Annotated in this window: 27 protein-coding genes; 18 read left to right on the forward strand and 9 right to left on the reverse strand. The window is 63.8% G+C overall.

Annotated elements, in window-relative coordinates:
* Positions 1–26 precede the first annotated feature (26 nt).
* The 15 genes from nuoG (at position 27) to FFS49_RS31055 (ending at position 14,943) form a co-directional block, all read left to right on the forward strand.
* A complete protein-coding gene (gene nuoG / locus FFS49_RS30985) occupies positions 27–2,357 on the forward strand; it encodes an NADH-quinone oxidoreductase subunit NuoG (protein ID WP_137910380.1) in 2,331 nt (776 codons plus the stop codon).
* On the forward strand, positions 2,358–3,425 hold the full coding sequence (gene nuoH / locus FFS49_RS30990) for an NADH-quinone oxidoreductase subunit NuoH (RefSeq protein ID WP_011352696.1): 1,068 nt from the start codon (positions 2,358–2,360) through the stop codon (positions 3,423–3,425).
* A gap of 12 nt (positions 3,426–3,437) precedes the next feature.
* Complete coding sequence (gene nuoI / locus FFS49_RS30995) at positions 3,438–3,926, forward strand: NADH-quinone oxidoreductase subunit NuoI (protein ID WP_011352695.1); 489 nt, start codon at positions 3,438–3,440, stop codon at positions 3,924–3,926.
* A 112-nt stretch (positions 3,927–4,038) separates the two neighbouring features.
* Positions 4,039–4,689 (forward strand): NADH-quinone oxidoreductase subunit J, encoded by a 651-nt coding sequence (locus FFS49_RS31000; protein WP_021162815.1) that lies wholly within the window; start codon positions 4,039–4,041, stop codon positions 4,687–4,689.
* 17 nt (positions 4,690–4,706) lie between these two features.
* Positions 4,707–5,012: an NADH-quinone oxidoreductase subunit NuoK gene (nuoK, locus tag FFS49_RS31005; RefSeq protein WP_006478272.1), complete on the forward strand. Its 306-nt coding sequence runs from the start codon at positions 4,707–4,709 to the stop codon at positions 5,010–5,012.
* A 17-nt stretch (positions 5,013–5,029) separates the two neighbouring features.
* On the forward strand, positions 5,030–7,084 hold the full coding sequence (nuoL, locus tag FFS49_RS31010) for an NADH-quinone oxidoreductase subunit L (protein ID WP_039370608.1): 2,055 nt from the start codon (positions 5,030–5,032) through the stop codon (positions 7,082–7,084).
* A 16-nt stretch (positions 7,085–7,100) separates the two neighbouring features.
* Positions 7,101–8,591, forward strand: coding sequence for an NADH-quinone oxidoreductase subunit M (locus FFS49_RS31015; RefSeq protein ID WP_021162817.1), 1,491 nt, complete (start codon positions 7,101–7,103; stop codon positions 8,589–8,591).
* A 39-nt stretch (positions 8,592–8,630) separates the two neighbouring features.
* Entirely contained in the window at positions 8,631–10,085 is a 1,455-nt protein-coding gene (gene nuoN / locus FFS49_RS31020; protein ID WP_039370611.1) for an NADH-quinone oxidoreductase subunit NuoN, read from the forward strand.
* Positions 10,085–10,381, forward strand: a complete 297-nt coding sequence (locus FFS49_RS31025; RefSeq protein WP_039370614.1) for a DUF2818 family protein — start codon at positions 10,085–10,087, stop codon at positions 10,379–10,381. Before nuoN ends, FFS49_RS31025 begins: the two co-directional genes overlap by 1 nt.
* 36 nt (positions 10,382–10,417) lie before the next feature.
* Positions 10,418–11,008 (forward strand): NUDIX hydrolase, encoded by a 591-nt coding sequence (locus FFS49_RS31030; RefSeq protein ID WP_105818731.1) that lies wholly within the window; start codon positions 10,418–10,420, stop codon positions 11,006–11,008.
* Positions 11,009–11,144: 136 nt separating this feature from the next.
* Positions 11,145–11,567, forward strand: a complete 423-nt coding sequence (locus FFS49_RS31035) for a DUF1178 family protein (protein ID WP_105818732.1) — start codon at positions 11,145–11,147, stop codon at positions 11,565–11,567.
* Between the two features lie 54 nt (positions 11,568–11,621).
* On the forward strand, positions 11,622–12,818 hold the full coding sequence (locus tag FFS49_RS31040) for an acyl-CoA dehydrogenase family protein (protein WP_069248462.1): 1,197 nt from the start codon (positions 11,622–11,624) through the stop codon (positions 12,816–12,818).
* A 19-nt stretch (positions 12,819–12,837) separates the two neighbouring features.
* The gene (locus FFS49_RS31045; RefSeq protein WP_105818733.1) at positions 12,838–13,971 is read left to right on the forward strand and encodes an acyl-CoA dehydrogenase; all 1,134 of its coding nucleotides are present in this window, start codon (positions 12,838–12,840) and stop codon (positions 13,969–13,971) included.
* Positions 13,972–14,008: 37 nt separating this feature from the next.
* Complete coding sequence (locus FFS49_RS31050) at positions 14,009–14,470, forward strand: MaoC family dehydratase (RefSeq protein ID WP_105818734.1); 462 nt, start codon at positions 14,009–14,011, stop codon at positions 14,468–14,470.
* Positions 14,467–14,943, forward strand: coding sequence for a MaoC family dehydratase (locus FFS49_RS31055; protein ID WP_071334759.1), 477 nt, complete (start codon positions 14,467–14,469; stop codon positions 14,941–14,943). Before FFS49_RS31050 ends, FFS49_RS31055 begins: the two co-directional genes overlap by 4 nt.
* 47 nt (positions 14,944–14,990) lie before the next feature.
* Here the strand turns inward: FFS49_RS31055 and FFS49_RS31060 are convergent, their stop codons facing one another.
* From FFS49_RS31060 to FFS49_RS31070, 3 genes are all read right to left on the reverse strand, one after another.
* Positions 14,991–15,683, reverse strand: a complete 693-nt coding sequence (locus tag FFS49_RS31060; protein ID WP_039370627.1) for a glutathione binding-like protein — start codon at positions 15,681–15,683, stop codon at positions 14,991–14,993.
* Positions 15,684–15,931: 248 nt separating this feature from the next.
* Positions 15,932–16,723 (reverse strand): oxepin-CoA hydrolase, alternative type, encoded by a 792-nt coding sequence (locus tag FFS49_RS31065; protein WP_039370630.1) that lies wholly within the window; start codon positions 16,721–16,723, stop codon positions 15,932–15,934.
* The gene (locus FFS49_RS31070) at positions 16,720–16,911 is read right to left on the reverse strand and encodes a hypothetical protein (protein WP_135370777.1); all 192 of its coding nucleotides are present in this window, start codon (positions 16,909–16,911) and stop codon (positions 16,720–16,722) included. Before FFS49_RS31070 ends, FFS49_RS31065 begins: the two co-directional genes overlap by 4 nt.
* 14 nt (positions 16,912–16,925) lie before the next feature.
* On the opposite strand from FFS49_RS31070, the gene FFS49_RS31075 reads away from it, so the two are divergent.
* Positions 16,926–17,582 (forward strand): glutathione S-transferase, encoded by a 657-nt coding sequence (locus FFS49_RS31075; RefSeq protein ID WP_105818735.1) that lies wholly within the window; start codon positions 16,926–16,928, stop codon positions 17,580–17,582.
* Positions 17,583–17,624: 42 nt separating this feature from the next.
* On the opposite strand, the gene FFS49_RS31080 is transcribed toward FFS49_RS31075, so the two are convergent.
* Together FFS49_RS31080 and FFS49_RS31085 are read right to left on the reverse strand one after the other, a co-directional pair.
* Positions 17,625–18,797 (reverse strand): pyridoxal phosphate-dependent aminotransferase, encoded by a 1,173-nt coding sequence (locus tag FFS49_RS31080; RefSeq protein WP_105818736.1) that lies wholly within the window; start codon positions 18,795–18,797, stop codon positions 17,625–17,627.
* A gap of 33 nt (positions 18,798–18,830) precedes the next feature.
* Positions 18,831–19,328 (reverse strand): putative toxin-antitoxin system toxin component, PIN family, encoded by a 498-nt coding sequence (locus tag FFS49_RS31085; RefSeq protein ID WP_071334757.1) that lies wholly within the window; start codon positions 19,326–19,328, stop codon positions 18,831–18,833.
* Positions 19,329–19,385: 57 nt separating this feature from the next.
* Between FFS49_RS31085 and yaaA the strand changes: the two genes are divergently transcribed.
* Together yaaA and FFS49_RS31095 are read left to right on the forward strand one after the other, a co-directional pair.
* Complete coding sequence (gene yaaA / locus FFS49_RS31090) at positions 19,386–20,168, forward strand: peroxide stress protein YaaA (RefSeq protein ID WP_071334756.1); 783 nt, start codon at positions 19,386–19,388, stop codon at positions 20,166–20,168.
* A gap of 137 nt (positions 20,169–20,305) precedes the next feature.
* On the forward strand, positions 20,306–21,460 hold the full coding sequence (locus tag FFS49_RS31095; protein ID WP_105818737.1) for a M14-type cytosolic carboxypeptidase: 1,155 nt from the start codon (positions 20,306–20,308) through the stop codon (positions 21,458–21,460).
* Between the two features lie 85 nt (positions 21,461–21,545).
* On the opposite strand, the gene FFS49_RS31100 is transcribed toward FFS49_RS31095, so the two are convergent.
* The 4 genes from FFS49_RS31100 to FFS49_RS31115 form a co-directional block, all read right to left on the reverse strand.
* Positions 21,546–22,199, reverse strand: a complete 654-nt coding sequence (locus tag FFS49_RS31100) for a hypothetical protein (RefSeq protein ID WP_039370648.1) — start codon at positions 22,197–22,199, stop codon at positions 21,546–21,548.
* A gap of 139 nt (positions 22,200–22,338) precedes the next feature.
* The gene (locus FFS49_RS31105; protein ID WP_039370651.1) at positions 22,339–23,013 is read right to left on the reverse strand and encodes an energy-coupling factor ABC transporter permease; all 675 of its coding nucleotides are present in this window, start codon (positions 23,011–23,013) and stop codon (positions 22,339–22,341) included.
* 75 nt (positions 23,014–23,088) lie between these two features.
* A complete protein-coding gene (locus tag FFS49_RS31110; RefSeq protein WP_105818738.1) occupies positions 23,089–23,925 on the reverse strand; it encodes a response regulator transcription factor in 837 nt (278 codons plus the stop codon).
* A 215-nt stretch (positions 23,926–24,140) separates the two neighbouring features.
* Positions 24,141–25,358 (reverse strand): DUF2863 family protein, encoded by a 1,218-nt coding sequence (locus tag FFS49_RS31115; protein ID WP_105818739.1) that lies wholly within the window; start codon positions 25,356–25,358, stop codon positions 24,141–24,143.
* Positions 25,359–25,788: the final 430 nt, after the last annotated feature.

The following is a 25,788-nucleotide window of genomic DNA, read 5'->3' on the forward strand; positions in this document are numbered from 1 at the left end:
AAATAGGTTAAGGACCATTCACCATCATGGTTGAACTTGAAATAGACGGCAAGAAGGTCGAGGTGCCCGAAGGCAGCATGGTGATCCAGGCTGCGCACAAGGCGGACAAGTACATTCCTCACTTCTGCTATCACAAGAAGCTGTCGGTTGCGGCCAACTGCCGGATGTGTCTCGTCGAAGTCGAGAAGATGCCGAAGGCCGTGCCTGCCTGCGCGACCCCCGTGTCGGCCGGCATGATCGTCCATACGCAATCCGACAAGGCCGTGAAGGCGCAGCAGTCGGTGATGGAATTCCTCCTCATCAACCACCCGCTCGACTGCCCGATCTGCGATCAGGGCGGCGAATGCCAGCTGCAGGATCTGGCGGTCGGCTACGGCAAGTCGTCGTCGCGCTACTCGGAAGAGAAGCGCGTGGTGTTCCACAAGAACGTGGGCCCGCTGATCTCGATGGAAGAAATGTCGCGTTGCATCCACTGCACGCGCTGCGTCCGCTTCGGCCAGGAAATTGCCGGCGTGATGGAGTTCGGCATGCTGGGCCGCGGCGAGCACTCGGAAATCACGACGTTCGTCGGCAAGACGGTCGATTCCGAAATGTCGGGCAACATGATCGACCTGTGCCCGGTCGGCGCGCTGACCAGCAAGCCGTTCCGCTACAGCGCCCGTACGTGGGAACTGTCGCGCCGCAAGTCGGTGAGCCCGCACGATTCCGTCGGCGCGAACCTCGTCGTTCAGGTGAAGAACAACCGCGTGATGCGCGTGCTGCCGTTCGAGAACGAAGCCATCAACGAATGCTGGATCTCGGACAAGGATCGCTTCTCGTATGAAGGCCTCAACAGCGAAGAGCGCCTGACGAAGCCGATGCTGAAGCAGGGCGGCCAGTGGATCGAAACCGACTGGCAGACCGCACTCGAATACGTCGCGAAGGGCCTGAAGGGCATCGCCGCGGATCATGGCGCGAATGCGCTGGCGATGCTCGCGAGCGCGCACAGCACGGCCGAAGAGCTGTTCCTCGTGAAGCAGCTCGCGAACGAACTGAAGACGCCGAACGTCGACTTCCGTCTGCGTCAGCAGGATTTCTCGGCGCCGGTCCAGGGCGCACCGTGGCTCGGCATGCCGATCGCCGAGCTGTCGAACGTGGACGCCGCGTTCGTCGTCGGTTCGTTCCTGCGCCGCGACCACCCGCTGTTCGCATCGCGCCTGCGTCAGGCCGCGAAGAACGGTGCGAAGCTGCACTTCCTGCACGCGACCGGTGACGACGCACTGATCCCGACCGCGCAGCGCATCGTTGCTGCCCCGTCGGCATGGCTTGACCAGCTGGCCGGTATCGCGGCGGCCGTCGCGCAACTGCGCGGCGTCGCACTGCCCGACACGCTCGCAGGCGTCACGGCATCGCCGGCCGCGCAGGCTGTCGCCCAGTCGCTCGCGAACGGCGAACGCCGCGCGGTGCTGCTCGGCAACGTGGCGGTCCGCCATCCGGAATTCGCCAAGCTGCACGCCGTCGCCAAGTGGATCGCCGACAACACCGGCGCCACGTTCGGCTTCCTGACGGAAGCGGCGAACACGGTCGGCGCGCACGTCGTCGGCGCACTGCCGGGCGAAGGCGGCCTGAACGCGCGCGAAGCGTTCGCGCAGCCGCGCAAGGGCTACGTGCTGCTGAACGTCGAACCGGAATTCGATACCGCCGATCCGGCGCAGGCGCTTGCCGCGCTGAACCAGGCCGAGATGGTCGTCGTGATGTCGCCGTTCAAGCACGGCCTCGACTACGCCGACGTGCTGCTGCCGGTTGCGCCGTTCACGGAAACGGCCGGCACGTACGTGAATGCGGAAGGCACCGTGCAGAGCTTCAACGGCGTCGTGCGCCCGCTCGGCGACACGCGTCCGGGCTGGAAGGTGCTGCGCGTGCTCGGCAGCCTGCTCGGCCTGCCGAACTTCGAATACGAGACCGCGGAAGAAGTGCGTCTCGCCGCGCTCGGCGACGCCGGCGTCGCGGGCCGTCTGTCGAACCACACGTCGGTCGCACCGGTGCGCGTCGCGGCGAATGCCGCGAACGGCGGTTTCGAGCGCCTGGCCGATGTGCCGATCTATCACGCCGACGCACTCGTGCGCCGCGCAGGTGCGCTGCACCTGACGGCCGCTGCGAAGGCGGCGAATGCCGCGGCACTGCCGGCTGCGCTGTTCGACAAGCTGGGCTTGAAGGAAGGCGACGCCGTGCGCGTGCGCCAGGGCGAGCGTGCGGTGCAGTTGCCGGCCGTGCGCGACGCGAATCTTGCGGAGACCGTCGTTCGCGTATCGGCGGCGACGCCTGCCGGCGCAGCGCTCGGTGGCCTGTCCGGTGAACTGGTGGTGGAGAAGGCGTAAATGAGCTTGTTCGATACGATCAACGCGGGCGGGTCCCAGCTTCTCGGCTTCGCATGGCCGACGGTGTGGGCAATCGTGCGCATCCTCGTCGTCTCCGTCGTCATCCTGCTGTGCGTCGCGTACCTGATTCTGTGGGAACGCAAGCTGATCGGCTGGATGCACGTGCGTCTCGGTCCGAACCGCGTCGGCCCCGGCGGCCTGCTGCAGCCGATCGCCGACGTGCTGAAGCTGCTGCTGAAGGAAGTCATTCAGCCGAGCGCCGCCAGCCGCTGGCTGTACCTGATCGCGCCGGTGATGACTGTCGTGCCGGCGTTCGCCGTGTGGGCCGTGATCCCGTTCCAGGCCGAAGCGGTCCTCGCGAACGTGAACGCGGGCCTGCTGTACGCGATGGCGATCTCGTCGATCGGCGTGTACGCGGTGATTCTCGCAGGCTGGGCATCGAACTCGAAGTACGCGTTCCTCGGTGCGATGCGCGCCGCGGCACAGATGGTGTCGTACGAAATCTCGATGGGCTTCGCGCTGGTGCTGGTGCTGATGACGGCCGGCAGCCTGAACCTGTCGGAAATCGTCGGTTCGCAGCAGCACGGCTTCTTCGCGGGCCACGGCGTGAACTTCCTGTCGTGGAACTGGCTGCCGCTGCTGCCGGCGTTCGTCGTGTACTTCATCTCGGGCATTGCCGAAACGAACCGCCACCCGTTCGACGTGGTGGAAGGGGAGTCGGAAATCGTTGCCGGCCACATGATCGATTACTCGGGTATGGCGTTCGCGCTGTTCTTCCTCGCCGAGTACATCAACATGATCGTGATCTCGGCGCTGACCGCGACGCTGTTCCTCGGCGGCTGGGATGCACCGTTCGAATTCCTGTCGTTCATTCCGGGCATCTTCTGGCTGGTGCTGAAGATATTCGCGCTGCTGTCGGTGTTCATCTGGGTTCGCGCGACGTTCCCGCGTTTCCGTTACGACCAGATCATGCGCCTGGGCTGGAAGGTATTCCTGCCCGTCACGGTGGTCTGGGTGGTCGTGGTCGGCTTCTGGATGATGTCGCCGCTCAACATCTGGGTGAAGTAATCGGACGAAATCATGAGCGCAATCCAACACTTCTTTAAGACCTTCTTCCTGACCGAGCTCCTGCAGGGGCTCGCGCTGACCGGGCGTTACACGTTCAAGCGCAAGGTCACCGTGCAGTTCCCGGAAGAAAAGACGCCGATTTCGCCGCGTTTCCGCGGGCTGCACGCGCTGCGCCGCTACGAAAACGGCGAAGAGCGCTGCATCGCGTGCAAGCTGTGCGAGGCCGTATGCCCCGCGATGGCGATCACGATCGAATCGGAAACGCGCGCGGACAACACGCGCCGCACGACGCGCTACGACATCGACCTGACGAAGTGCATCTTCTGCGGTTTCTGCGAAGAGAGCTGCCCGGTCGATTCGATCGTCGAGACGCAGATTCTCGAGTACCACGGCGAAAAGCGCGGCGACCTGTATTTCACCAAGGAAATGTTGCTCGCGGTGGGCGATCGCTACGAGAAGGACATCGCCGCGGCGAAGGCTGCCGACGCGCCGTATCGTTGATTGTGTTTGCAGTGCCGGCCCGAAGCCAGGGCCGAGCCGCCGCGACGGGTGCGGCACGCGAGAGCGTCCCGCAAGCCGCGCCTGACTATGGCCTAACGATGAACCGGTAATCATGGAATTCACGACCGTACTGTTCTACATCTTCGCGCTGCTCCTGGTGGTATCAGGGCTGAAGGTGATCACTTCGCGCAACCCGGTGGCGTCTGCGCTTTTCCTTGTGCTGGCGTTCTTCAACGCCGCCGCGATCTGGATGCTGCTGGAAGCGGAGTTCCTCGCGATCCTGCTGGTGCTGGTCTACGTGGGCGCCGTGATGGTGCTGTTCCTGTTCGTCGTGATGATGCTGGACATCAACATCGACTACCTGCGCCGTGACTTCAAGCGCTTTGTGCCGATGGCGACCGTGGTCGGCGCGATCATCGTGATCGAAACGGCGCTGATCCTGTGGCGCGGCTACGGCGACACGCAGACGGTCCACGCGATGGCCACGGGCGAGATGGCCAACTGGTCGAACACGCGCCTGATCGGCAAGGTGATCTACACCGACTACATCTTCGCGTTTGAAATCGCAGGCCTCGTGCTGCTGGTCGCGATCATTGCCGCGATCGGGCTGACCGAGCGCAAGGGCAAGGACAGCAAGCGCCAGCGTGTGTCGGATCAGGTCAAGGTGCGCCGCAACGACCGCGTGCGCCTCGTGAAGATGGAAGCGGACAAGCCGCAGCCGGAAACGGCGCAGAGCGAAGCCGGTTCGGGCACCAACGGCTAAGCGGAGGAAAAGAAAACATGCTGACTCTTGCTCATTACCTCGTGCTCGGCGCGATCCTCTTTGCGATCGCGATCGTCGGGATTTTCCTGAACCGCCGCAACGTCATCATCATCCTGATGTCGATCGAACTGATGCTGCTGGCGGTGAACACCAACTTCGTCGCGTTTTCGCATTACCTCGGCGATGTGCACGGCCAGATTTTCGTGTTCTTCGTGCTGACCGTCGCCGCAGCGGAAGCCGCGATCGGTCTCGCGATTCTGGTGACCCTGTTCCGTAAGCTCGACACGATCAATGTCGAGGATCTCGATCAGCTCAAAGGTTAATTTCAGGCAACGCTGTTATGTCAACGACACTCAATGAAAACCTGCTGCTGGCGATTCCGCTCGCTCCGCTGGCCGGCTCGCTGATTGCGGGGCTGTTCGGGAACGCAGTCGGGCGCAAGGGCGCACACCGGATCACGATCCTCGGCGTAATGATCGCGTTCCTCCTGTCGGCGAAAGTCTTCTTCGACGTGATGGGCGGCGCAAGCTTCAACGCGACCGTCTACGAATGGATGAACGTCGGTTCGCTGAAGCTCGAAGTCGGCTTCCTCGTCGATTCGCTGACCGCGATGATGATGGTCGTCGTGACCTTCGTCTCGCTGATGGTGCACGTGTACACGATCGGCTACATGGCGGAAGAAGACGGCTACCAGCGCTTCTTCTCGTACATCTCGCTGTTCACGTTCTCGATGCTGATGCTCGTGATGAGCAACAACTTCCTGCAGCTGTTCTTCGGCTGGGAAGCGGTGGGTCTGGTGTCGTACCTGCTGATCGGCTTCTACTTCACGCGTGAGAGCGCGATCTACGCGAACATGAAGGCGTTCCTCGTGAACCGCGTGGGCGACTTCGGCTTCCTGCTCGGCATCGGCCTGCTGCTCGCGTTCGCCGGCTCGATGAACTACGGCGAAGTGTTCGCAAAGCGCGCGGAACTCGCGAGCCTGCACTTCCCGGGCACCGACTGGGGCCTGTTGACCGTCGCCTGCATCTGCCTGTTCATCGGCGCGATGGGTAAATCAGCCCAGTTCCCGCTGCACGTGTGGCTGCCGGACTCGATGGAAGGCCCGACCCCGATCTCCGCGCTGATTCACGCGGCGACGATGGTCACGGCCGGCATCTTCATGGTGTCGCGCATGTCGCCGCTGTTCGAGCTGTCGGATACCGCGCTGTCGTTCATCACGGTGATCGGCGCGATCACGGCGCTCTTCATGGGCTTCCTCGGGATCGTCCAGAACGACATCAAGCGTGTGGTCGCGTACTCGACGCTGTCGCAGCTCGGCTACATGACCGTCGCGCTCGGCGTGTCCGCTTACCCGGTCGCCGTGTTCCACCTGATGACGCACGCGTTCTTCAAGGCACTGCTGTTCCTCGGCGCCGGCTCGGTCATCATGGGCATGCACCACGACCAGGACATGCGCAACATGGGCGGCCTGCGCAAGTACATGCCGATCACGTGGATCACGTCGCTCGTCGGTTCGCTCGCGCTGATCGGTACGCCGTTCTTCTCGGGCTTCTATTCGAAGGACTCGATCATCGACGCGGTGAAGCTGTCGCACCTGCCGGGTTCGGGCTTCGCGTACTTCGCGGTCGTCGCGAGCGTGTTCGTCACGGCGCTGTACTCGTTCCGCATGTACTTCCTGGTGTTCCACGGCGAAGAGCGCTTCCGCAAGCCGAAGCATCCGGAATCGCCGATGGGCATGGCGGCTGCGCATGGCCACGACGACCACGGCCATGGCCACGGTCATGACGACCACGCGCACGAACCGCACGAGACCCCGTGGGTCGTGTGGGTTCCGCTGGTCCTGCTGGCGATCCCGTCGGTCATCATCGGTGCGATCGCGATCAGCCCGATGCTGTTCGGCGACTTCTTCCAGCACGGCGTTGCATTCGACAAGGTGATCTTCATCGGCGAAAACCATCCGGCCCTGGCCGAGATGGCCGAGGAGTTCCACGGCTGGGTGGGCATGGGCCTGCACTCGGTGTCGGGTCTGCCGGTCTGGCTCGCGCTTGCCGGTGTCGTTGTCGCCTGGTTCCTGTACCTGAAGCGTCCGGAACTGCCGGCGTCGATCCGCCGCGCGTTCGGCCCGATCTACACGCTGCTGGACAACAAGTACTACATGGACAAGATCAACGAAGTGGTGTTCGCCCGTGGTTCGGTGGCGATCGGCCGCGGCCTGTGGAAGGAGGGTGACGTCGTGGTGATCGACGGCCTCGTCAATGGCAGCGCCCGGTTCATCGGCTGGTTCGCCGGCGTGATCCGCTTCCTCCAATCCGGTTACATCTATCACTACGCGTTCGCCATGATCATCGGCATGCTGGGGCTCCTGACCCTGTTTGTAACGCTCGGCGGCAAATAAGGCGGGGGACAACTTAATGCACGCTTTTCCGATTCTCAGTACCGCGATCTGGCTGCCGATCGTTTTCGGCCTCCTCGTGCTTGCGGTGGGTAACGACAAAAATCCGGGGACGGCCCGCTGGATCGCGCTGATCGGTTCGCTGCTCGGCCTGGCGGTCACGATCCCGCTGATCACGGGCTTCGACTCGAGCACGGCTGCGCTGCAGTTCGTCGAGAAGTCGACCTGGATCGAACGCTTCGACATCGCGTATCACCTCGGCGTCGACGGCATCTCGATGTGGTTCGTCGTGCTGACCGCGCTGATCACGGTGATCGTCGTGATCGCCGCATGGGAAGTGATCACCGAGAACGTCGCGCAGTACCTCGCGGCGTTCCTGATCCTGTCCGGGATCATGATCGGCGTCTTCTCGGCGGCCGACGGCCTGCTGTTCTACGTGTTCTTCGAAGCGACCCTGATCCCGATGTACATCATCATCGGCGTGTGGGGCGGCCCGAACCGCGTGTATGCGGCCTTCAAGTTCTTCCTGTACACGCTGGCCGGCTCGCTGCTGATGCTGGTTGCGCTGATCTACCTGTACACGGAAACGCATTCGTTCGACCTCGCGACGTGGCAGAACGCCAAGATCGCGATGACGCCGCAGATACTGTTGTTCATTGCGTTCTTCCTCGCGTTCGCGGTGAAGGTGCCGATGTGGCCGGTCCACACCTGGCTGCCGGACGCGCACGTGGAAGCGCCGACGGGCGGCTCGGTCGTGCTGGCTGCGATCATGCTGAAGCTCGGTGCCTACGGTTTCCTGCGTTTCTCGTTGCCGATCACGCCTGACGCGAGCCATTTCCTGGCGCCCGTCGTGATCACGCTGTCGCTGATCGCGGTGATCTACATCGGCCTCGTCGCGATGGTGCAGGCCGACATGAAGAAGCTGGTCGCGTATTCGTCGATCGCGCACATGGGCTTCGTCACGCTCGGCTTCTTCATCTTCAACCAGCTCGGCGTCGAAGGCGCGATCATCCAGATGATCTCGCACGGCTTCGTGTCGGGCGCGATGTTCCTCTGCATCGGCGTGCTGTACGACCGCGTGCACTCGCGCCAGATCGCCGACTACGGTGGCGTCGTCAACGTGATGCCGAAGTTCGCGGCCTTCGCGATGCTGTTCTCGATGGCCAACTGCGGCCTGCCGGGTACGTCCGGTTTCGTCGGCGAGTTCATGGTGATTCTCGCTGCCGTCCAGTACAACTTCTGGATCGCATTCGGCGCGGCATTCACGCTGATCCTCGGCGCGGCCTACACGCTGTGGATGTACAAGCGCGTGTACTTCGGCGCGGTTGCGAACGATCACGTCGCCAAGCTGAAGGACATCGGCCGTCGCGAATTCCTGATGCTGGCCGTGCTCGCCGCGTTCACGCTGCTGATGGGCCTGTATCCGAAGCCTTTCACCGACGTGATGCACGTTTCCGTGGAAAACCTCCTCTCCCACGTCGCGCAGTCGAAGCTGCCGCTGGCCCAGTAATCGCGAGCGGAGGAACTCAAGATCATGCAAAACGCCCCTATGAATGTTCTGTTGCCTGACGCGCTGGTGCTGGCCGCCATCGTCGTCGCATGGCTGAACGACACCTTTACCGGCGCCTCCGGCCGCCGCCTGACTTATCTGATCGCGGTCGTATCGTCGGTCGTCGCCGGCGTGTGGTTCGCGGTGCAGGCACTCGACCCGCAGCAGTACTACTTCTTCTCGAAGATGGTCGTCGTCGACTCGTTCGCGAGCATGATGAAGGCCGTCGTGTCGTTCGGTTTCGCGGTCTCGCTCGTCTACTCGCGCAAGTACCTCGAAGATCGCGACATGTTCCGGGGTGACGTGTTCCTGCTCGGCATGTTCTCGCTGCTCGGTCAGCTGGTCATGGTGTCGGGCAACAACTTCCTGACGCTGTACCTCGGCCTCGAACTGATGTCGCTGTCGCTGTACGCCGTCATCGCGCTGCGCCGCGATGCCGCACAGTCGAGCGAAGCGGCGATGAAGTACTACGTGCTGGGCGCGCTCGCGTCGGGTTTCGTGCTGTACGGCATCTCGATGCTGTACGGTGCGACCGGCTCGCTCGAGCTGGGCGAGGTGTACAAGGCGGTCGGCGGCAACACCGATGCAGCCGTGCTGATGTTCGGCGTGGTCTTCATCGTCGCCGGTATCGCGTTCAAGCTCGGCGCCGTGCCGTTCCACATGTGGGTGCCGGACGTCTACCAGGGCGCACCGACCGCGATGACGCTGTTCGTCGGCGGCGGCCCGAAGGTTGCCGCGTTCGCGTGGGGCCTGCGCTTCCTGGTGATGGGCCTGCTGCCGCTCGCACAGAACTGGCAGACCGCGCTCGTGATCCTGGCCGCACTGTCGCTGATCGTCGGCAACATCACGGGTATCGTCCAGCGCAACATCAAGCGGATGCTGGCGTACTCGGCGATCTCGAACATGGGCTTCGTCCTGCTCGGCCTGCTCGCAGGCATCGTGAAGGGCGACGCAACGGCACCGGCGAACGCATACAGCTCGGCGATGTTCTACGCGATCGTCTACCTGATCACGACGCTCGGCTCGTTCGGCGTGGTGATGCTGCTCGCACGCCGCGATTTCGAAGCCGAAACGATCGACGACTTCAAGGGCCTCAACAAGCGCAGCCCGGTGTTCGCGTTCGTGATGATGGTCATGATGTTCTCGCTGGCCGGTATTCCGCCGACCGTCGGCTTCTACGCGAAGCTCGCCGTGCTCGAGGCGACCGTCAATGCGGGCCTCACGTGGCTGGCCGTGCTGGCCGTGATCACGTCGCTGTTCGGCGCGTTCTACTACCTGCGCATCGTGAAGCTGATGTACTTCGATGCACCGCAGGATACGACGCCGATCTCGGGCGATTTCTGCAAGCGCACGATCCTCGTGCTGAACGGCCTCGCGGTCGTCGCGCTCGGCCTGATCCCGAGTCCGCTGCTGACGGCCTGCCTGCAGGCAATTCGTCACACGCTGCCGCTGTAATGTCGGCAGCCGGCTGGTTTATCGTGCTGTTGGCGCTCGTCTGCGCCAACCTGCCGTTCCTGAACCAACGCCTCTTCGCCGTCGTGCCGTTCGGCGCGGCGAAGAAGAGCGGGTGGGTGCGGATCGGCGAGCTGATCGTGCTGTACTTCATCGTCGGCGCGCTCGGCTTCTGGCTCGAGTCACGCGCCGGCAACCGCTTCGAACAGGGCTGGCAGTTCTACGCGATCACGTTCAGTCTTTTCGTCGTGTTCGCGTTTCCCGGCTTCACGTTCCAGTATCTCGTCAAACGACGCTGACGGCTTCGGCCGTCGCGCTCATTCCCGGAGCCGCCGATGGCCGAACTACCCAATCACGACGCCGCACTGACCGAAACCTGCCTCGAAAGCGAGGCGATTTTCGAAGGCTCGTTCCTCAAGTTCAAGCGCGATACCGTCCGCCTGCCGGATGGCAAGAAAGCCACGCGCGAATACGTCCAGCATCCGGGCGCGGTGATGGTGATCCCGCTGTTCGACGACGGCCGCGTGCTGATGGAAAGCCAGTATCGCTACCCGATCGGCAAGGTGATGGCCGAATTCCCGGCCGGCAAGCTCGATCCGAACGAAGGCGCACTCGCATGCGCGGTGCGTGAACTGCGCGAAGAAACCGGCTACACGGCACGCGAGTACGTGTTCCTGGCCCGGATTCACCCGATCATTTCCTATTCGACCGAATTCATCGACCTGTACCTGGCGCGCGGGCTGACGGCCGGCGAGCGCAAGCTCGATGAAGGTGAATTCCTCGAGACCTTCACTGCGACGCAGGCCGATCTGCAGGAATGGGTGCGCACGGGCCAGATCTCCGACGTGAAGACGATCATCGGCACGATGTGGCTCGACAAGGTGCTGTCCGGGACGTGGCCGCTCGGGCCGGTCCTGACGCCCTGAGCGCGGCGTCAGCGGCCGGTGGGGCGCCGCGTTACAATCCGGTGACGCGGCGTCCTCGCGTCGCGCGATCGATATTTAGCACGACCGTTCACAAAACCGCTTTTTGCGCTACACTCGCCACACGCCCTGATTCAGCATGAAGGTCCTCGATTTACAGTGCCCGCACGGTCATCGGTTCGAAGGCTGGTTCGCTTCCGCCGATGAATTCGAAGCGCAGTTGTCCCGCAAGCTGGTCGAATGTCCGGTGTGCGGAACGACCGAGGTCAACCGTCTGCCGTCGGCGCCGCGCCTGAACTTGTCGGGCGCGACGCAGGCCCAGCCGGTCGCTTCGCGTGCACTGCAGGCGCAGGTAATGCGTGCGCTGCGCGAGGTGCTGGAGAAAACCGAGAATGTGGGCGAGCGCTTCGCCGAGGAAGCGCGGCGCATCCATTACAACGAGGCGCCGGCACGCAGCATTCGTGGCGTCACGACGCCCGAAGATGCGCAATCCTTGGCCGAAGAAGGCATCGACGTGATGCCGCTGCCGATTCCTGCCGCGCTCAAAGAACCGCTGCAATGAAACATGCAGTGAGTCCTTGCCGGGCCGGACGGCTGCGGACAGGAGACACTGCGCATGGATCTGGATTATTCCCCCTCGGACGACGCGTTCCGCGTCGACGTCCGCGCCTGGCTTGAGGCCAACCTGCCTCACGCACTGCGCGCCAAAGTACTCGATCACAAACGGCTCGATCGCGAGGATTTCGCGAGCTGGCACCGGATTCTCGGCCAGCGTGGCTGGTCTGCGCCCGCGTGGCCGGTCGAATACGGTGGCCCGGGCTGGAACGCGACGCAACGACACATCTGGGACGAGGAGTGCGCGCGGATCGGCGCGCCGACCGTGCTGCCGTTCGGCGTATCGATGGTTGCGCCGGTGTTGATGAAATACGGCAGCGAAGCGCAGAAACGTCATTATCTGCCGCGCATTCTCGACGGGTCGGACTGGTGGTGCCAGGGCTACTCGGAGCCGGGTTCGGGGTCCGACCTCGCATCGTTGCGCACGCGCGCGGAGCGTCAGGGCGACCACTACGTCGTCAATGGCCAGAAGACCTGGACGACGCTCGGCCAGTACGCAGACATGATGTTCTGTCTCGTGCGTACCGATCCCGCAGCGAAGAAACAGGAAGGCATCTCGTTCCTGCTGATCGACATGAAGACGCCCGGCATCACGGTGCGCCCGATCGTCATGCTCGACGAGGACCACGAGGTCAACGAGGTGTTCTTCGAGGACGTGAAGGTGCCGGTCGAGAATCTCGTCGGTGACGAGAACCGCGGTTGGACCTACGCGAAATACCTGCTTGGCCACGAGCGCACCGGCATCGCGCGCGTCGGCGCGTCGAAGCGCGAGCTTGCGTTCCTGAAGCGCGTCGCGTCGAACCAGCGCAAGAACGGCAAGCCGTTGCTCGCCGATCCCGTGTTCGCCGCAAAGGTCGCGGCGCTCGAGGTCGAACTGATGGCGCTCGAGGTGACGGTGCTGCGCGTCGTCAGCCGCGAGACGAGCGGCAAGGGGCCGGGCCCCGAGGCGTCGATGCTGAAGATCAAGGGCACGGAAGTGCAGCAGGCGCTCACCGAGCTGATGGTCGACGCGATCGGCCCGCTCGCCGCACCGTTCGACGTACCGTTCCTCGACGGGCAGCGCGAGCACAGCATCGCCGGCGACGACGATGCGGCACCGCTTGCCGCGTACTACTTCAATTACCGGAAGACGTCGATCTACGGCGGTTCGAACGAGATCCAGAAGAACATCATCGCGCAGATGATTCTGGGGCTGTGATCAGGGAACGGAGACAACCATGGATTTCAGCTTTACCGATGAGCAGCAGCAGTTTGCCGACGCGCTGCGCCGTTATCTCGGCGAGCAATACGGCTTCGAAGCACGCCAGGCAATCGTGCGCAGCGACGCGGGCGTGTCGGACACACAATGGAGCGCATTTGGCGAACTGGGGTTGACCGCGCTGCCCGTGCCGGACGCGCAGGGTGGCTTTGGCGGCGGCCCGGTCGACATGCTGGTCGTGATGCAGGAACTCGGCCGTGCGCTCGTGATCGAGCCGTACTGGGCAACCGTGGTGGGCGTCGAGGCATTGCGCATCGCCGGTTCCGGCGCTGGCGAGGATGCGGCGCTGCTGGAGGCGATCGCGCAGGGGCAGAAGCGCGTGGCTGTTGCATTCCACGAACCGCATGCGCGCTACGACCTGTTCGAACTCGACACGCATGCACGCGAGCAAGGCGGCACGTATCGGCTGACCGGCACGAAATCGGTCGTTCAGCATGGCGCACAGGCGGATGCGTGGATCGTGCCGGCGCGCGTCGATGGTGGCGGCATCGGCCTCTTCGTCGTCGAACGGGATGCCGCGAACGCGAAGGTGGTCGACTACCGGACGATCGACGGCCAGCGTGCCGCGACGATCGGGTTCGATGAAACGCCGGCGCGACTGCTGACGGGCGGTGCGCGCGACGCTGCGGCCCTCGAGCAGGTTGCCGATTACGCGACGTTCCTGCTGTGCGCGGAGGCGGTCGGCGTGCTCGACGAACTGAATCGCGCGACGGTTGAATACACGAAGACGCGCGAACAGTTCGGCGTGCCGATCGCGCGTTTCCAGGCGCTGCAGCACCGGATGGTCGACATGCTGATCCATGCCGAGCAGGCGCGTTCGCTGACCTACCTGGCAGCCGTACGCTACGCGAGTGGCGATGCCGATGCGCGGCGCAAGGCCGTGTCGGCCGCGAAAGCGCGCGTCGGCGCCGCCGCGCGCTTCGTCGGCCAGCAGGCCGTCCAGCTGCACGGCGGCATGGGCGTGACCAACGAGGTCGCCGCCGCGCACCTGTTCAAGCGGCTGACGATCATCGAGACGACGCTCGGCGACACCGATCATCATCTCGCCCGCATCGCGGCGCTGCCCGATTTCGCGCAGACCGACGCGGCATGACGGCGACGCGAGAGCGCACCAGACAAGGAGACACCTAGTGGGCATCAGTTACGAAGACCTGGTGGTCGGCAGCACCACCGAAGTGGGCCGCTACACGTTCGAACCCGACGACATCAAGGCGTTCGCGCGACGCTACGACCCGCAGCCGTTCCACCTCGACGAAGAAGCCGGGAAAGCATCGCATTTCGGCGGGCTCGTCGCGAGCGGCTGGCATACGTGTTCGGTGTTCATGAGCCTGCTCATCAAGAAGCTCGGGTCGGACTCGACGAGCATGGGCTCGCCCGGCATCGACTCGATCCGCTGGCTCAAGCCGGTGCGCGCCGGCGACACGATCACGATGTACCAGAAGGTCCACGACAAGCGCGTGTCGGAGAGCAAGCCCGACCGCGGCATCGTGTCGACGGAGTGGGTCGGCGTGAACGGCGCCGGCGAGACGGTGATCACCGTGCATACCAAGGTGATCTTCGGGCTGCGCCATCCGGGAGGCACGCACGCATGACCGACGTGACCTTGCCGCTGATCGCATCGGCGCAGGCGCTGCAGGCGCGGGTCGGCGCAGAGCCGCTCGCGAGCGGCTGGATCGCGATCGACCAGCGTCGTGTCGATGGCTTTGCCGATGCGACCGGCGATCATCAATGGATTCACGTCGATCCCGAACGTGCGCGGCGCGAGTCGCCATTCGGCGGCCCGATCGCGCACGGGTTCCTGACGCTGTCGCTGATTCCGGCGTTGATGACCGATACGATGCGTTTCGAGCAGAAGATGGGGGTGAACTACGGACTGAACCGCGTGCGGTTCCTGAAGCCGGTGCCGGTGGGTGCGCGTGTGCGTGCGTTGTTTGCGGTAAAGGAAACCGCCGAGGCCGCGCGGGACGGTGTGCAGGTGACGTGGTCGGTGACGATGCAGGTCGAGCGTCCCGATGTGCCGCTGCCAGTCTGCGCGGCGGAATTCATCACGCTGCATTACTTCTGAAGCGGGGAGCGGCATGCACGGATGCCGCTCCGCCCGTCACATGCGTGTCAGTGCTTCGCGTATTGCGTCGCACCGAACAGCACCTCGCGTGCCTTGTCGTCCTGCAGCGCCTTGCGCATCGACGCGAGCACTTCGACACCGCGTTGCACGGCCGGTCGCGCGGCGATCGTGTCGTACCAGCGCTTCACGTTCGGCAATTCGTCGAGCACGATGCCCTGGTTCTGCCACGAGCGCGTCCACGGGAACGTCGCAATGTCCGCGATCGTGTACGCGTCGCCCGCGAGATATTCGGATTCGCCGAGACGCTTGTCCATCACGTTGTACAGGCGCTTTGCCTCGTTCGTGTAGCGGTTGACCGCATACTCGATCTTCTCCGGCGCATACAGGCGGAAATGGTGCGCCTGTCCGAGCATCGGGCCGACGCCGCCCATCTGGAACATCAGCCATTCGAGCGTTGCGTAGCGTGCAGCCGGATCGGTCGGCAGGAACTTGCCGGTCTTCTCCGCGAGGTAGATCAGGATCGCGCCCGATTCGAACAGCGAGATCGGCTGGCCGCCGGGGCCGTCCGGATCGACGATCGCGGGAATCTTGTTGTTCGGGCTGATCTTCAGGAATTCCGGCTTGAACTGGTCGCCCGCGCCGATATCGACCGGATGGGCACGATAAGCGAGGCCCGTTTCCTCGAGCATGATGTGCACCTTGTGACCGTTCGGGGTCGCCCAGCTATAGACGTCGATCATCGTGAACTCCTATGTTGCATGCGCGAAAACGGCGCCGGCAGCGCCGCGACAGGCGGTCATTAGAGCATGGATCGATGTGGGCTGCTGGCGACGGGAATGTGCGTGCCGATGCGTGTGCGCGCGTGGTGCGCTACATGGCGCCGGAGGCGATTGCGTATCGTCCCGAGTCGTCGAGACAGAAGCGTCGCCGCGCCGCATCGGGTCGATGCGGCACGGCGACATGTCGATTCGAACGTGGGCGCGACCGCTCAGCGCTTGTAGCGGGGCGGGCGTTTCTCGAGAAATGCGGTGATGCCTTCGAGCCCGTCCGCATGATGGAGCGACGCGACGAAATGATCGCGCTCCGTGGCGAGATGCGCATCGAGTGGTTGCGTCGTCGCGTCGTCGAGCAGCGACTTGATGCGCGTGAGTGCGTTCGGCGAGATGCCGGCGAGCGCATCGGCCCATGCCAGTGCATCGGTCAGTGCCGCGCCGGGCACGGCGAGCCGATTGACGACGCCGAGCGTGTGCAGACGTTCGGCTGCGACAGGCTTGCCCTCGAACAGGATCTCGGCCGCGATCGCTCGCGGCAGCGCGCGGGCAATGAACCACGAACCGCCTCCATCGGGCGTCAGGCCGACACGCGCGTACGACATCACGAACTTCGCGTCGTGCGCGGCGACGATCAGGTCGCACGCGAGCGCGAGCGAGAAGCCCGCGCCGGCCGCGGCGCCTTCCACCGCTGCGATCACCGGCTTCGTCGAAGCGTGGATCGCCGTTACCCATGCGCCGAGCTGGTCGATGCTGTCGGCCTGGTAGGACGGATCCTTCGAGCGGTTGTCGAGCAGCCGGTTCAGATTGCCGCCAGCACAGAAAAAGCGATCGGCGCCGGTGAGCACGACCGCGCGGATCCCGGGATCCCGTTCGGCGGTGGCGAGCGCTTCGATGCCGGCCGCGTACATGTCGGGATGCAGCGCGTTGCGTGCGCCGGGATTGGACAGCGTGAGGACGAGCGTCGATTCGCTCTCGGGCGGACGTGAGGCCAGCAGTTCAGCACTCATGCGAGCGTGTCTCCATCGGATGGCAGGGCCGCGGCGCCCCACGCGTTGCGCGTGCTGATGCAGCCGATGCCGAAGCGGATGTAATGTTGTCGTGACGGACGAAAAACTTGCTTTAGACTAGCACGAACGTGCTTTTCAGCGCGATGAATCCGGATGCGGCCGACATCGATGCGGCCGCGCTTCAGCAAGGAAGGAGACTCCGATGCTACAGCTGTGCGGTATTCCGTTGTCCAACTATTACAACAAGGTGAAGTTCGTCCTGCTCGAGCACGACATTCCGTTCGAGGAGTCGGTATGTGGACTGCCGGTCAGCGATCCGGCGCAGCTCGCCGATTCGCCGCTCGGCAAGATTCCCTTTCTGAAGACCGAAGAAGGCGCGCTGTTCGAGTCCCAGGTGATCATCGAGTACCTGGCGGCGCGCTATCCCGAGAAAGGCATTTTCCCGGCGAGCCCGTTCGCGGCCGCGAAGGTGCGCGAACTCATCGAGACGCTCGAACTGTATCTCGAATGGATGGCGCGCGAGGTTTACACCGAAGCGTTTTTCGGCGGCAAGGTCAGCGACGGGATGAAGGCGCACGTCGAGAAGCGCCTGCCGCGCGCGATCGATGCATTCAAGCAGATGACGCGGTTTTCGCCGTATGTGCTCGGTGAGTCGTTCGGCCTCGCCGACATTGCCGCATGGGTCCATCTGCCGGTGATCGGCATGGCGACGAAAGCCGTATTCGGACGCGATTTCCTGCTCGATGCAGGCATCGACTGGAAGACGCATGCGAAGAAGGTGGGCGAGCGCCCTGCCGCACAGCGCGTGGCGGCCGAGCGCAAGGCGTATATCGACGCGACGAGCGTCGCGCGTTCGTAAGCGCGATTCCCGCAGGGCGGTGTGCGACCGCCCGTGCGGGTCTTACAGGCGTGCGAGCCGTTCGAGCGCGGACGCGAGCGTGCTTTCCTGCTTCGCGAAGCAGAATCGGACGACGCCCGATTCGTGCGGCTCGTGATAGAACGCCGACACCGGAATGGCGGCCACGCCGATCTCCGACGTGAGCCACTTCGAGAATTCCGCTTCCGGCAGGTCGCTGATCGCCGAATAATCGACGCACTGGAAGTACGTGCCCGTGCAGGGCAGCAGCTTGAAGCGCGTGCGCTCGAGGCCGGCCCGGAAGTAGTCGCGCTTCTTCTGGTAGAAGTCGGCAAGCGTCAGGTACGGCGCCGGGTCGCGCAGGTAGTCGGCGAGCCCGATCTGCATCGGCGTGTTCACCGTGAACACGTTGAACTGGTGGACCTTGCGGAATTCCGCGGTCAACGCGGCAGGCGCCGCGACATAGCCGACCTTCCAGCCCGTCACGTGATAGGTCTTGCCGAAGCTCGACACGATGAAGCTGCGCGCGGCGAGTTCCGGATAGCGCGCGACGCTCTCGTGGCGCGCGCCGTCATAGACCATGTGCTCGTAGACCTCGTCGGACAGGATCAGCACGTTGGTGCCGCGCACGATCTCCTCGAGCTTGCGCATGTCCGACTCGCGCCATACGGTGCCCGTCGGGTTATGCGGCGTATTGATCAGGATCATGCGCGTTTTCGGCGTGATCGCGGCCGCGAGGCGGTCGAACGGGATCGCGTAGTCGGGCGCTTCCAGCGTGACGAACACGGGCTTGCCGCCCGCGAGTTCGATCGACGGCAGGTAGCTGTCGTAGGTCGGTTCGACGACGATCACTTCATCACCCGGATGCACCGTGCACATGATCGCGGTCAGCAGCGCCTGCGTCGCGCCGGCCGTGACGGTGATTTCGGTCGCCGGATCGTAACGCCGGCCGTAGACCTGCGCGATCTTGTCTGCGATCGCGTCGCGCAGCGGCGCGACACCGGCCATCGGCGGATACTGGTTGTGCCCGCTGCGCATCGCGGCGGCAACCGCATCGATGATGCGCGGATCGCAATCGAAATCCGGAAAGCCCTGGCCGAGGTTCACCGCGCCTTTTTCTGCGGCAAGCGCGCTCATGACCGTGAAGATCGTCGTGCCGACGTTCGGCAGGCGCGAGGGGAAAACAGGAGTCGTTGGCATGTCTGAAGGAGCGTTCATCGATACGGTCGAAATCGGGTGGTGCGGCCTAGGTCAGGCCGGCGTGGTCGTCGTGTCCGGCGCGGCGTCGAGCGAGCAGGCCTCGGTAAATGGCGCGGGCTGCGCGATCCGGAAGCCGAAGTCGCGTGCGGTGCGCTTCGCGAGCTTCAGCAGCGCTCGGTCTTTCGACACGAGCCAGTCGGCCTGCGCAGCACGGGCGAGTTCCAGAAACTTCTGGTCGTCTCGGTCCTTGCACTTCGGCAGCGGCGGCGCGTCGGCGTCGACGGGCGGCGGCTCGACGAGACTCGCGAGCCGGGAGACGGTCGCGAGTGCGGCCGCCTTGTCGATGGCGCGCGACTGGAACTGCGGATAGTCGAGCACGTATTCGAGCTCGGTCAGGCAGCGGCCGTCGATCACGGCGGCCAGCGCGCCGCTTTCCAGCGCGGCCCGGATCGGGCGCGTGGCGGGGTCGTCGAATACGAGGATGTCGATCCAGACGTTCGAGTCGAGCACGACGCGGTGCGCGGCGTGCGGGGCGAGAGAGCGGGTCATTCGTTACAATCGGTGGTTTTCGTCTGACCGCAAGGCACGGCGTGCCAGCGAGCCTCTATGATAATCGTTCTCTCTCCAGCCAAATCCCTCGACTACGATACGCCCGCGCACGTCCAGTCTTACACGAAGCCTGCATTCGTCGACGACGCGTCCGAGCTGATCGACGGCCTGCGCAAGCTGTCGCCGCAGGACATCGCGACGCTGATGGATATTTCCGATCCGCTCGCACGCCTGAATTTCCAGCGCTACGCGGACTGGTCGCGAACCTTTACCCCGGCCAACGCGAAACAGGCTGTGCTCGCGTTCAACGGTGACGTCTATGAAGGATTCGACGCCAAATCGCTGTCGTCCGCCGATCTCGACTATGCGCAGCAGCACGTGCGCGTGCTGTCGGGCTTGTACGGGCTGTTGCGTCCGCTCGACCTGCTGCAGCCGTACCGGCTCGAGATGGGTACGCGCTTCGCGAACGCGCGCGGCAAGGATCTGTACGCGTTCTGGGGCGACCGCATCACGCAGGCGCTGAACGAACAGCTCGAAACGCGCAGCGGCGCGGCGCGCGTGCTGGTCAACTGCGCATCGACCGAATACTTCAAGTCGGTCAAGCCGAAACTGCTGGCCGCGCCCGTCATCACGCCGGTGTTCGAGGACTGGAAGGGCGGCCGCTACAAGATCATCAGCTTCCATGCGAAGCGTGCGCGCGGCCTGATGGCGCGTTTTATCGTCGAGAACCGTATTGCCGACCCGAAGGCGCTGAAGGATTTCACGACGGAAGGCTATGCGTTCGATGCAACCGCGTCGAACGATTCGACGTACGTATTTCGCCGGCGAGTCGGCGAGTGACCCTGTCGGCCGTTCACGAGACGGCCGGTGCATGCATGAGGCCGGACAAGTGCTACACGGCCTGTTCCGGTCGCCAGCTTTACATGGGACCGGCGTAAGCGCTAAAGCGCTAACGCCGGTCGACAAAGGAGAGACAGATGGCCCTTTCGATCACCAGCAATTTCGACGCAGGCGCAATCGACGTCGTGTCGTGCGACAGTCCCGATGCGATTCGGCTGCGCGTGCGCGGCGACACCCGCTCGGAATTCGCGCAATGGTTTTACTACCGCTTGACCGGTGCGCGCGGCCAGCGCTGCGTGATGACGTTCGAGAATGCTGCCGAATGCGCGTATCCGTCGGGCTGGCGCAATTACAGCGCGGTGGCGAGCTATGACCGGGTCGACTGGTTCCGCGTGCCGACGACGTTCGACGGCAAGACGATGACCATCGACCACACGCCGGAATTCGACAGCATCTATTACGCGTATTTCGAGCCGTACTCGGAAGAACGTCACGCGGCGTTTCTCGGTGCTGTCCAGCAGTTGCCGCAGGCGAGCGTCGTTGAACTCGGCCGCACGGTTGAAGATCGCCCGATGTCGCTGCTGACGCTCGGTACGCCGGAAACCGACGGCGCGCCGAAGAAGAAGGTATGGATCATCGCACGCCAGCATCCCGGCGAGTCGATGGCCGAGTGGTTCGTCGAGGGCCTCGTCAAGCGGCTCGCCGGATGGGGCGACTGGGCTGGCGATCCGGTCGCGCGCAAGCTGTACGATCGTGCGACGTTCTATATCGTCCCGAACATGAACCCCGACGGCAGCGTGCATGGCAACCTGCGCACCAATGCGGCAGGCGCGAACCTGAACCGCGAGTGGATGGCGCCCGATGCCGAGCGTAGCCCCGAGGTGCTGGCCGTGCGCGATGCAATCCATGCGATCGGCTGCGACATGTTCTTCGACATTCACGGCGACGAAGATCTGCCTTATGTGTTCGTTGCCGGCTCCGAGATGCTGCCGAGCTTCACCGAGCAGCAGGGCAAGGAGCAGACCGCGTTCATCGAAGCATTCAAGGTCGCGAGCCCCGACTTCCAGACGGAGCACGGCTACGCCGCAAGCAAGTACAAGGAGGACGCGCTCAAGCTCGCGTCGAAGTACATCGGCCATCAGTTCGGCTGTTTGTCGCTGACGCTCGAGATGCCGTTCAAGGACAACGCGAACCTGCCCGACGAACGCGTCGGCTGGAACGGCGAGCGAAGCGCGGCGCTTGGTGCGGCGATGCTGGCGGCGATCCTGGTGCACGTCGACACGTTCGCGTAAGCGTAGCGCGTCGCCGTATGAAAAAAGCCGTGGCATCTCAGGATGCCACGGCTTTTTTTGCTTATGTCGATGTCGCTTCGGCGGATCAGGACTTCTTCGCGGTCTTCTTCACGACCTTCTTCTGGCCGCTCGACTTTTTCGTTGCGACGGCCTTCTTGCTGCCGGTACGGCCCGATGCCTTTGCCTTGCCCTTGCCTCGGTGCGACTTGCCCTTGAATTTCTTCGTCGAGGACGAGGAGCGCTCGACGCGTGGCCTAAGCGGCGGAACCGGGTCGTTCCAGCTGAACGCGAGCATCTGCTGACCGACGTAGCCGCATCGGAATTTCAGCGGCGTCGGGTCGCTGCCGTCGCTGTGGATGCCGAGGCCGTCGACAGTGACGATATTGTCGACCTTCACGCGCTGCTTGCCCTGGTCGAACGAGTCGTTCCATGGCGTGATCGTCGCGTTGCCGCTGTCGAATGCGTTCGGCGCGAAGTCGACGCGGTCGAAGGCCGACGACGTGCTGGCGATGAAGCTGCCGTGCGCTGCACAATCGGCGGCGAGCGGATCGGCATGCATTTCGTTGACGAATTTGTTGATCAGTTCGGAGCGCTGGTCGAGCAGATCGGCGAATGCCGGTGTCGGAAGCGCAAGCGACAGGCCCGCAATACAGGCTGCCAGCTTGCCGAGCGCCCGGAAAATCCGGAGCGACGCAGGAGAGCTGTCCATCTGGTTATTGGTGAGGAGCGAATGAGACATCGGGCACGTATAGATGCCCAATGAAGAACCGGAGTTCAATCTTAGCGTAAAAAAGTTGTGCGGCAGTAGATGTCGCATTCTGCCGTACTGAACGAGAGACTGTCGGCTCGTGATGACGGCGGCGCCGCCGGAGGGTAATTCAGGCGCGCGGGCCGCCGAGACGGTAGCGCCGAACGTCGAAGGTCGTGACCCATGCGGGACGATAGACGGCGATGAGTGCGGTCGCCATGCCGGTGAACCACGCTTCGCCGAGTGCGAGCAGCGCGGTGTTCAGCAGATAGCCGGCGGGAATCACGACGGGAGCGCCATCCGCGAGTGCGAGCTGAACCCCGGCAGCGGCAGCGGCGACCGTGATGATCGCGATTGCCGGCGACAGGAATCCCTGGCCGGTAATGAACGACGCGAGATTGTGCGGCAACCATGCGAGTGCGGCGCGCTGCAGCAATGCCGACACGGCAACCGGCAGCGCGCCGTAGATCAGATAGGTCAGGCCGATGCCTTGCCAGGGCGCATCGAAGATGATCGCGGCGACCGCCGTGACGGCGCCCATCGCGATCAGTGCGAGTGTCCAGTCGAACAGCGTGACGAGCAGCGTCGCGCCAAGCAGATGCATGACGATGCCATCATCGAGCCATGCATTCGAAGCCCAGAGGACCGCAATGGCGGTGACGAGCGCGAGCCACACGTGCTGGAGCGTGGCGTCCTGCAGGCGCACGAAGGGACGATTCCAGATCGCGAGCGCGAGCAGGGCCACGGCGGCGATCCAGCCACCGATGCCCACCCAGAGCGGAAGCGGTGTGAAAAGAAAACCCATGCGTCCATATTACTCGTTGAGCATCAAAGGTGGGAATCCGCACACGTCGACCGTCGCAATATCGAGACTGTTTGACTAGCGTCCGCGCCGGAACCGCGCTGGCGGCTCGGCGGCGATCGGCAGGTCCTGCGCGTTATCGATCGGCGCCGGCAACGGGTACGGCCGGTCGCTCCGTTGCATACGCAGCGGAACTGGGCCGTGCTCGCCGATGGGCGACTTGCGCGCGCGATTGCGGTTCGCCAGCAGCACCTCGAGATGGGGCGACAGCCAGCCGTTGTAGATCGCGACCGCGGCGGCGCGGTTGGCGGCGCCAAGCTGCTGGAAGATGCTGGCTAGGTGGATTTTGACGGTGCCTTCGCTGATGCCGAGTGTACGAGCGATCATCTTGTTGGTGTTGCCCATGTGGACGAAGCGCATGATCTGCGCTTGCCGCGGCGACAGGAGGCCGCTCGCCCGCCGCCGGGGAAGCGACTCGGCGAGCGTCTGGAAATGGGCGTCGTAGCGCGCCGCAGCAGTAGAAGGCAGCAGGCGGAGCGCGATCGGCGGAATGTAATGCCCGCCCAGCAGCACGATCTCGAGCGCACGTACGATCAACTGCGGCCGCGTGGAATGCGGGATCACGCCGGCGACACCGTAGTTGAAGAAGCGCTGGATGGCTTCGGGCGATGTTTCGTCGACCAGGACGGCGACGGGTGTCGGCGAGCACGCGCTGCAAATCGCCTGAAGCTCGCTGAGCCGGCCGACGTCGAGCCAGTCGATCGCAACGAGGTCGAAACGCTGGTTACGCAGCAGCCTGCGCGCCTGAAAACTGTCGTGCGCATCGTTGATGCCGGCGTGACGGTCGATCTGTCGCAACAGGGCCTTCAGTCCGTCACGCCGCTCGGCGTCTGAATTGAGTATCAGGAACCGCATATTCAACCTCCTTGATGTGAGCCATTCATATCTGCCGTCTGGCATGTCTTGGGTCTGATGATGACAAAGACCTTACACGATGTCTGCTTGGCTGAAAGGCTTAGGAAAAGTATGAAATTTCGGGCGGCGGGAGGGCGGACAAGTAAAAAGCCGCTCCGGCGGGAACCGTGAGCGGCTTCAGAAGGGCAGGCTGTCAGGGCCTGCTGTGCTGCGGGTTAGTGGAAATGCGGCTGGGCGGGTGACGCGTCTTCCGGCATTTCGGCGTGGACGATTTCGCCTAGCGGATCTGCGTAGAGCGGCACGCCGCAGTCATCGCAATATTCGGGTTCGAAGCGGCCCGCGTGCCGCCGGACGTCGGTTACGCCGCATTCCTTCAGCAGATTCACGATTTCCTCGACCGGTCCTTCGATCGGCGCTTCGCCTTCGAGCGTCGCACCGTCGATCGACAGGTCGCCGTTTTCGCGACCGTACAGCGGCCACACGACGCCGTAGATTACGTCGTTGCTGGCACGCCGTGTGAAGCCGACACGGTACTCGTCGATACGGCGTTCGCCGAAGCCGGCGACCACCGCGCGCAGCTCTTGCGGTGCCGCACCAAGTGTGTCGAATAGATAACGAATGGCCGTTCGGACCGTATGTGGACGGATGCGTTCGTCCGCATCCCGGCAAGCCGAATAGTACGCGTCCGGAAGCAGGCATTCGAATTCGCAGCCGGGCAGCGCGATCGACAGGTTCGGGCCGCCCTGGGTCGTCCATTGCTCGAGGCACTGGCCGCGTTCGATCCGGCTGCCGTTTTCTTCTTCCTGCCAGCGGAACAGCGGTGCGCCGGCGGGGGCTGCGACGACGGCGAGCAGGAAGCGCGGGTCGGCCAGGATCGGCGAGGTTTCGGGCAGGTCGCCGAAGCTGAGCTTGGGCGTATGCTGGCTGATCGCCGCGTGCGAGAGCTGCTGGGCAAGCCGGTAGGTCTCGACGTGATGCCTCGGTAGCTGGTCGATGCTGTAGAGGAACGGGGCAAGCCCGACGAGGGTCCCGTTCGCAAGGACGTGCGCTTGCAGGTGCGTTCGCAGTGCGTCGGCAACGTCGCCCTTGAGCGGGCCCGATGGAATCATGTAGCGCGTCCAGGCGAGAACCGGGACGGCGACGAGCAGCGCATCGAACGGTTGGCCGTCATGCTCGATCACCATCGACTCGCTGTGCGTCTCGGCCATGTCGGCGAGCGCGCCATAGGCGTCGGGATGATTCTGCTGCAGATGGTCGAGCGCTGCGTCGAGCGTGGTCTGGTTGCCGTTGCGGACAATCTTGGCGAGCAGCGCGTCGAGCTTCGCTTCCCAGAAGCGGTCCTCGATGCGGCTGCCCGAGGCGAAGAGCGCAAGCGACAGACCGACCAGTTTGTCGGCATCGGGGGGGAGGCGTTTGGCGATTCGCTGGCGCATATTAAAGACGTATATAGAAAGAGGCGAAGAACCTCACATTCTAGTCCGTTCTTTGCACCATAAGCGGTCTCGTGCCGACTCGTGGCCGGCCGGCCAAATTGCAGCTTTTGCAAAAGAATTGCTTCAAACCCCTTGCGCAGATCGAAGCGGGTGCCTACAATCACGCCTCTTTCGCGCTAACGGAAACACGGCGCGGAAGAGGGAAGCAGGGTTGGCGGTGCGCAGCAGTCTGTAGTGCGCAGCTGGCCTGGAAGTTGAGCCCCGCAGTCGCAACGATGCAGTGTAAAAAGTTGTTGACGAACTGCGAAACACGGCTCATAATCTCGCTTCTCTGCTGCTGAAAACGCAGCGCTGCCGGGAAACACGAAGTTCCTCGCAGAATGCTCTTTAAAAATTAACAGCCGATAAGTGTGGGCGCTTGATGGCAGCG

The organism is Burkholderia sp. 4NA327C6 (genome assembly GCF_005502655.1).
Classification (GTDB): Bacteria; Pseudomonadota; Gammaproteobacteria; order Burkholderiales; family Burkholderiaceae; genus Burkholderia; species Burkholderia contaminans.

Coding starts and splice junctions, on each gene's coding strand:
- FFS49_RS31035 (WP_105818732.1), top strand. CDS start 11,145: ATGAAGGTCCTCGATTTACAGTGCCCGCACGGTCATCGGTTCGAAGGC.
- nuoI (WP_011352695.1), top strand. CDS start 3,438: ATGAGCGCAATCCAACACTTCTTTAAGACCTTCTTCCTGACCGAGCTC.
- FFS49_RS31075 (WP_105818735.1), top strand. CDS start 16,926: ATGCTACAGCTGTGCGGTATTCCGTTGTCCAACTATTACAACAAGGTG.
- FFS49_RS31095 (WP_105818737.1), top strand. CDS start 20,306: ATGGCCCTTTCGATCACCAGCAATTTCGACGCAGGCGCAATCGACGTC.
- FFS49_RS31105 (WP_039370651.1), bottom strand. CDS start 23,013: ATGGGTTTTCTTTTCACACCGCTTCCGCTCTGGGTGGGCATCGGTGGC.
- nuoL (WP_039370608.1), top strand. CDS start 5,030: ATGTCAACGACACTCAATGAAAACCTGCTGCTGGCGATTCCGCTCGCT.
- FFS49_RS31115 (WP_105818739.1), bottom strand. CDS start 25,358: ATGCGCCAGCGAATCGCCAAACGCCTCCCCCCCGATGCCGACAAACTG.
- FFS49_RS31040 (WP_069248462.1), top strand. CDS start 11,622: ATGGATCTGGATTATTCCCCCTCGGACGACGCGTTCCGCGTCGACGTC.
- FFS49_RS31085 (WP_071334757.1), bottom strand. CDS start 19,328: ATGACCCGCTCTCTCGCCCCGCACGCCGCGCACCGCGTCGTGCTCGAC.
- nuoN (WP_039370611.1), top strand. CDS start 8,631: ATGAATGTTCTGTTGCCTGACGCGCTGGTGCTGGCCGCCATCGTCGTC.
- FFS49_RS31080 (WP_105818736.1), bottom strand. CDS start 18,797: ATGAACGCTCCTTCAGACATGCCAACGACTCCTGTTTTCCCCTCGCGC.
- FFS49_RS31100 (WP_039370648.1), bottom strand. CDS start 22,199: ATGTCTCATTCGCTCCTCACCAATAACCAGATGGACAGCTCTCCTGCG.
- FFS49_RS31110 (WP_105818738.1), bottom strand. CDS start 23,925: ATGCGGTTCCTGATACTCAATTCAGACGCCGAGCGGCGTGACGGACTG.
- FFS49_RS31060 (WP_039370627.1), bottom strand. CDS start 15,683: ATGATCGACGTCTATAGCTGGGCGACCCCGAACGGTCACAAGGTGCAC.
- FFS49_RS31055 (WP_071334759.1), top strand. CDS start 14,467: ATGACCGACGTGACCTTGCCGCTGATCGCATCGGCGCAGGCGCTGCAG.
- nuoH (WP_011352696.1), top strand. CDS start 2,358: ATGAGCTTGTTCGATACGATCAACGCGGGCGGGTCCCAGCTTCTCGGC.
- nuoK (WP_006478272.1), top strand. CDS start 4,707: ATGCTGACTCTTGCTCATTACCTCGTGCTCGGCGCGATCCTCTTTGCG.
- nuoG (WP_137910380.1), top strand. CDS start 27: ATGGTTGAACTTGAAATAGACGGCAAGAAGGTCGAGGTGCCCGAAGGC.
- FFS49_RS31025 (WP_039370614.1), top strand. CDS start 10,085: ATGTCGGCAGCCGGCTGGTTTATCGTGCTGTTGGCGCTCGTCTGCGCC.
- yaaA (WP_071334756.1), top strand. CDS start 19,386: ATGATAATCGTTCTCTCTCCAGCCAAATCCCTCGACTACGATACGCCC.
- FFS49_RS31015 (WP_021162817.1), top strand. CDS start 7,101: ATGCACGCTTTTCCGATTCTCAGTACCGCGATCTGGCTGCCGATCGTT.
- FFS49_RS31030 (WP_105818731.1), top strand. CDS start 10,418: ATGGCCGAACTACCCAATCACGACGCCGCACTGACCGAAACCTGCCTC.
- FFS49_RS31045 (WP_105818733.1), top strand. CDS start 12,838: ATGGATTTCAGCTTTACCGATGAGCAGCAGCAGTTTGCCGACGCGCTG.
- FFS49_RS31065 (WP_039370630.1), bottom strand. CDS start 16,723: ATGAGTGCTGAACTGCTGGCCTCACGTCCGCCCGAGAGCGAATCGACG.
- FFS49_RS31000 (WP_021162815.1), top strand. CDS start 4,039: ATGGAATTCACGACCGTACTGTTCTACATCTTCGCGCTGCTCCTGGTG.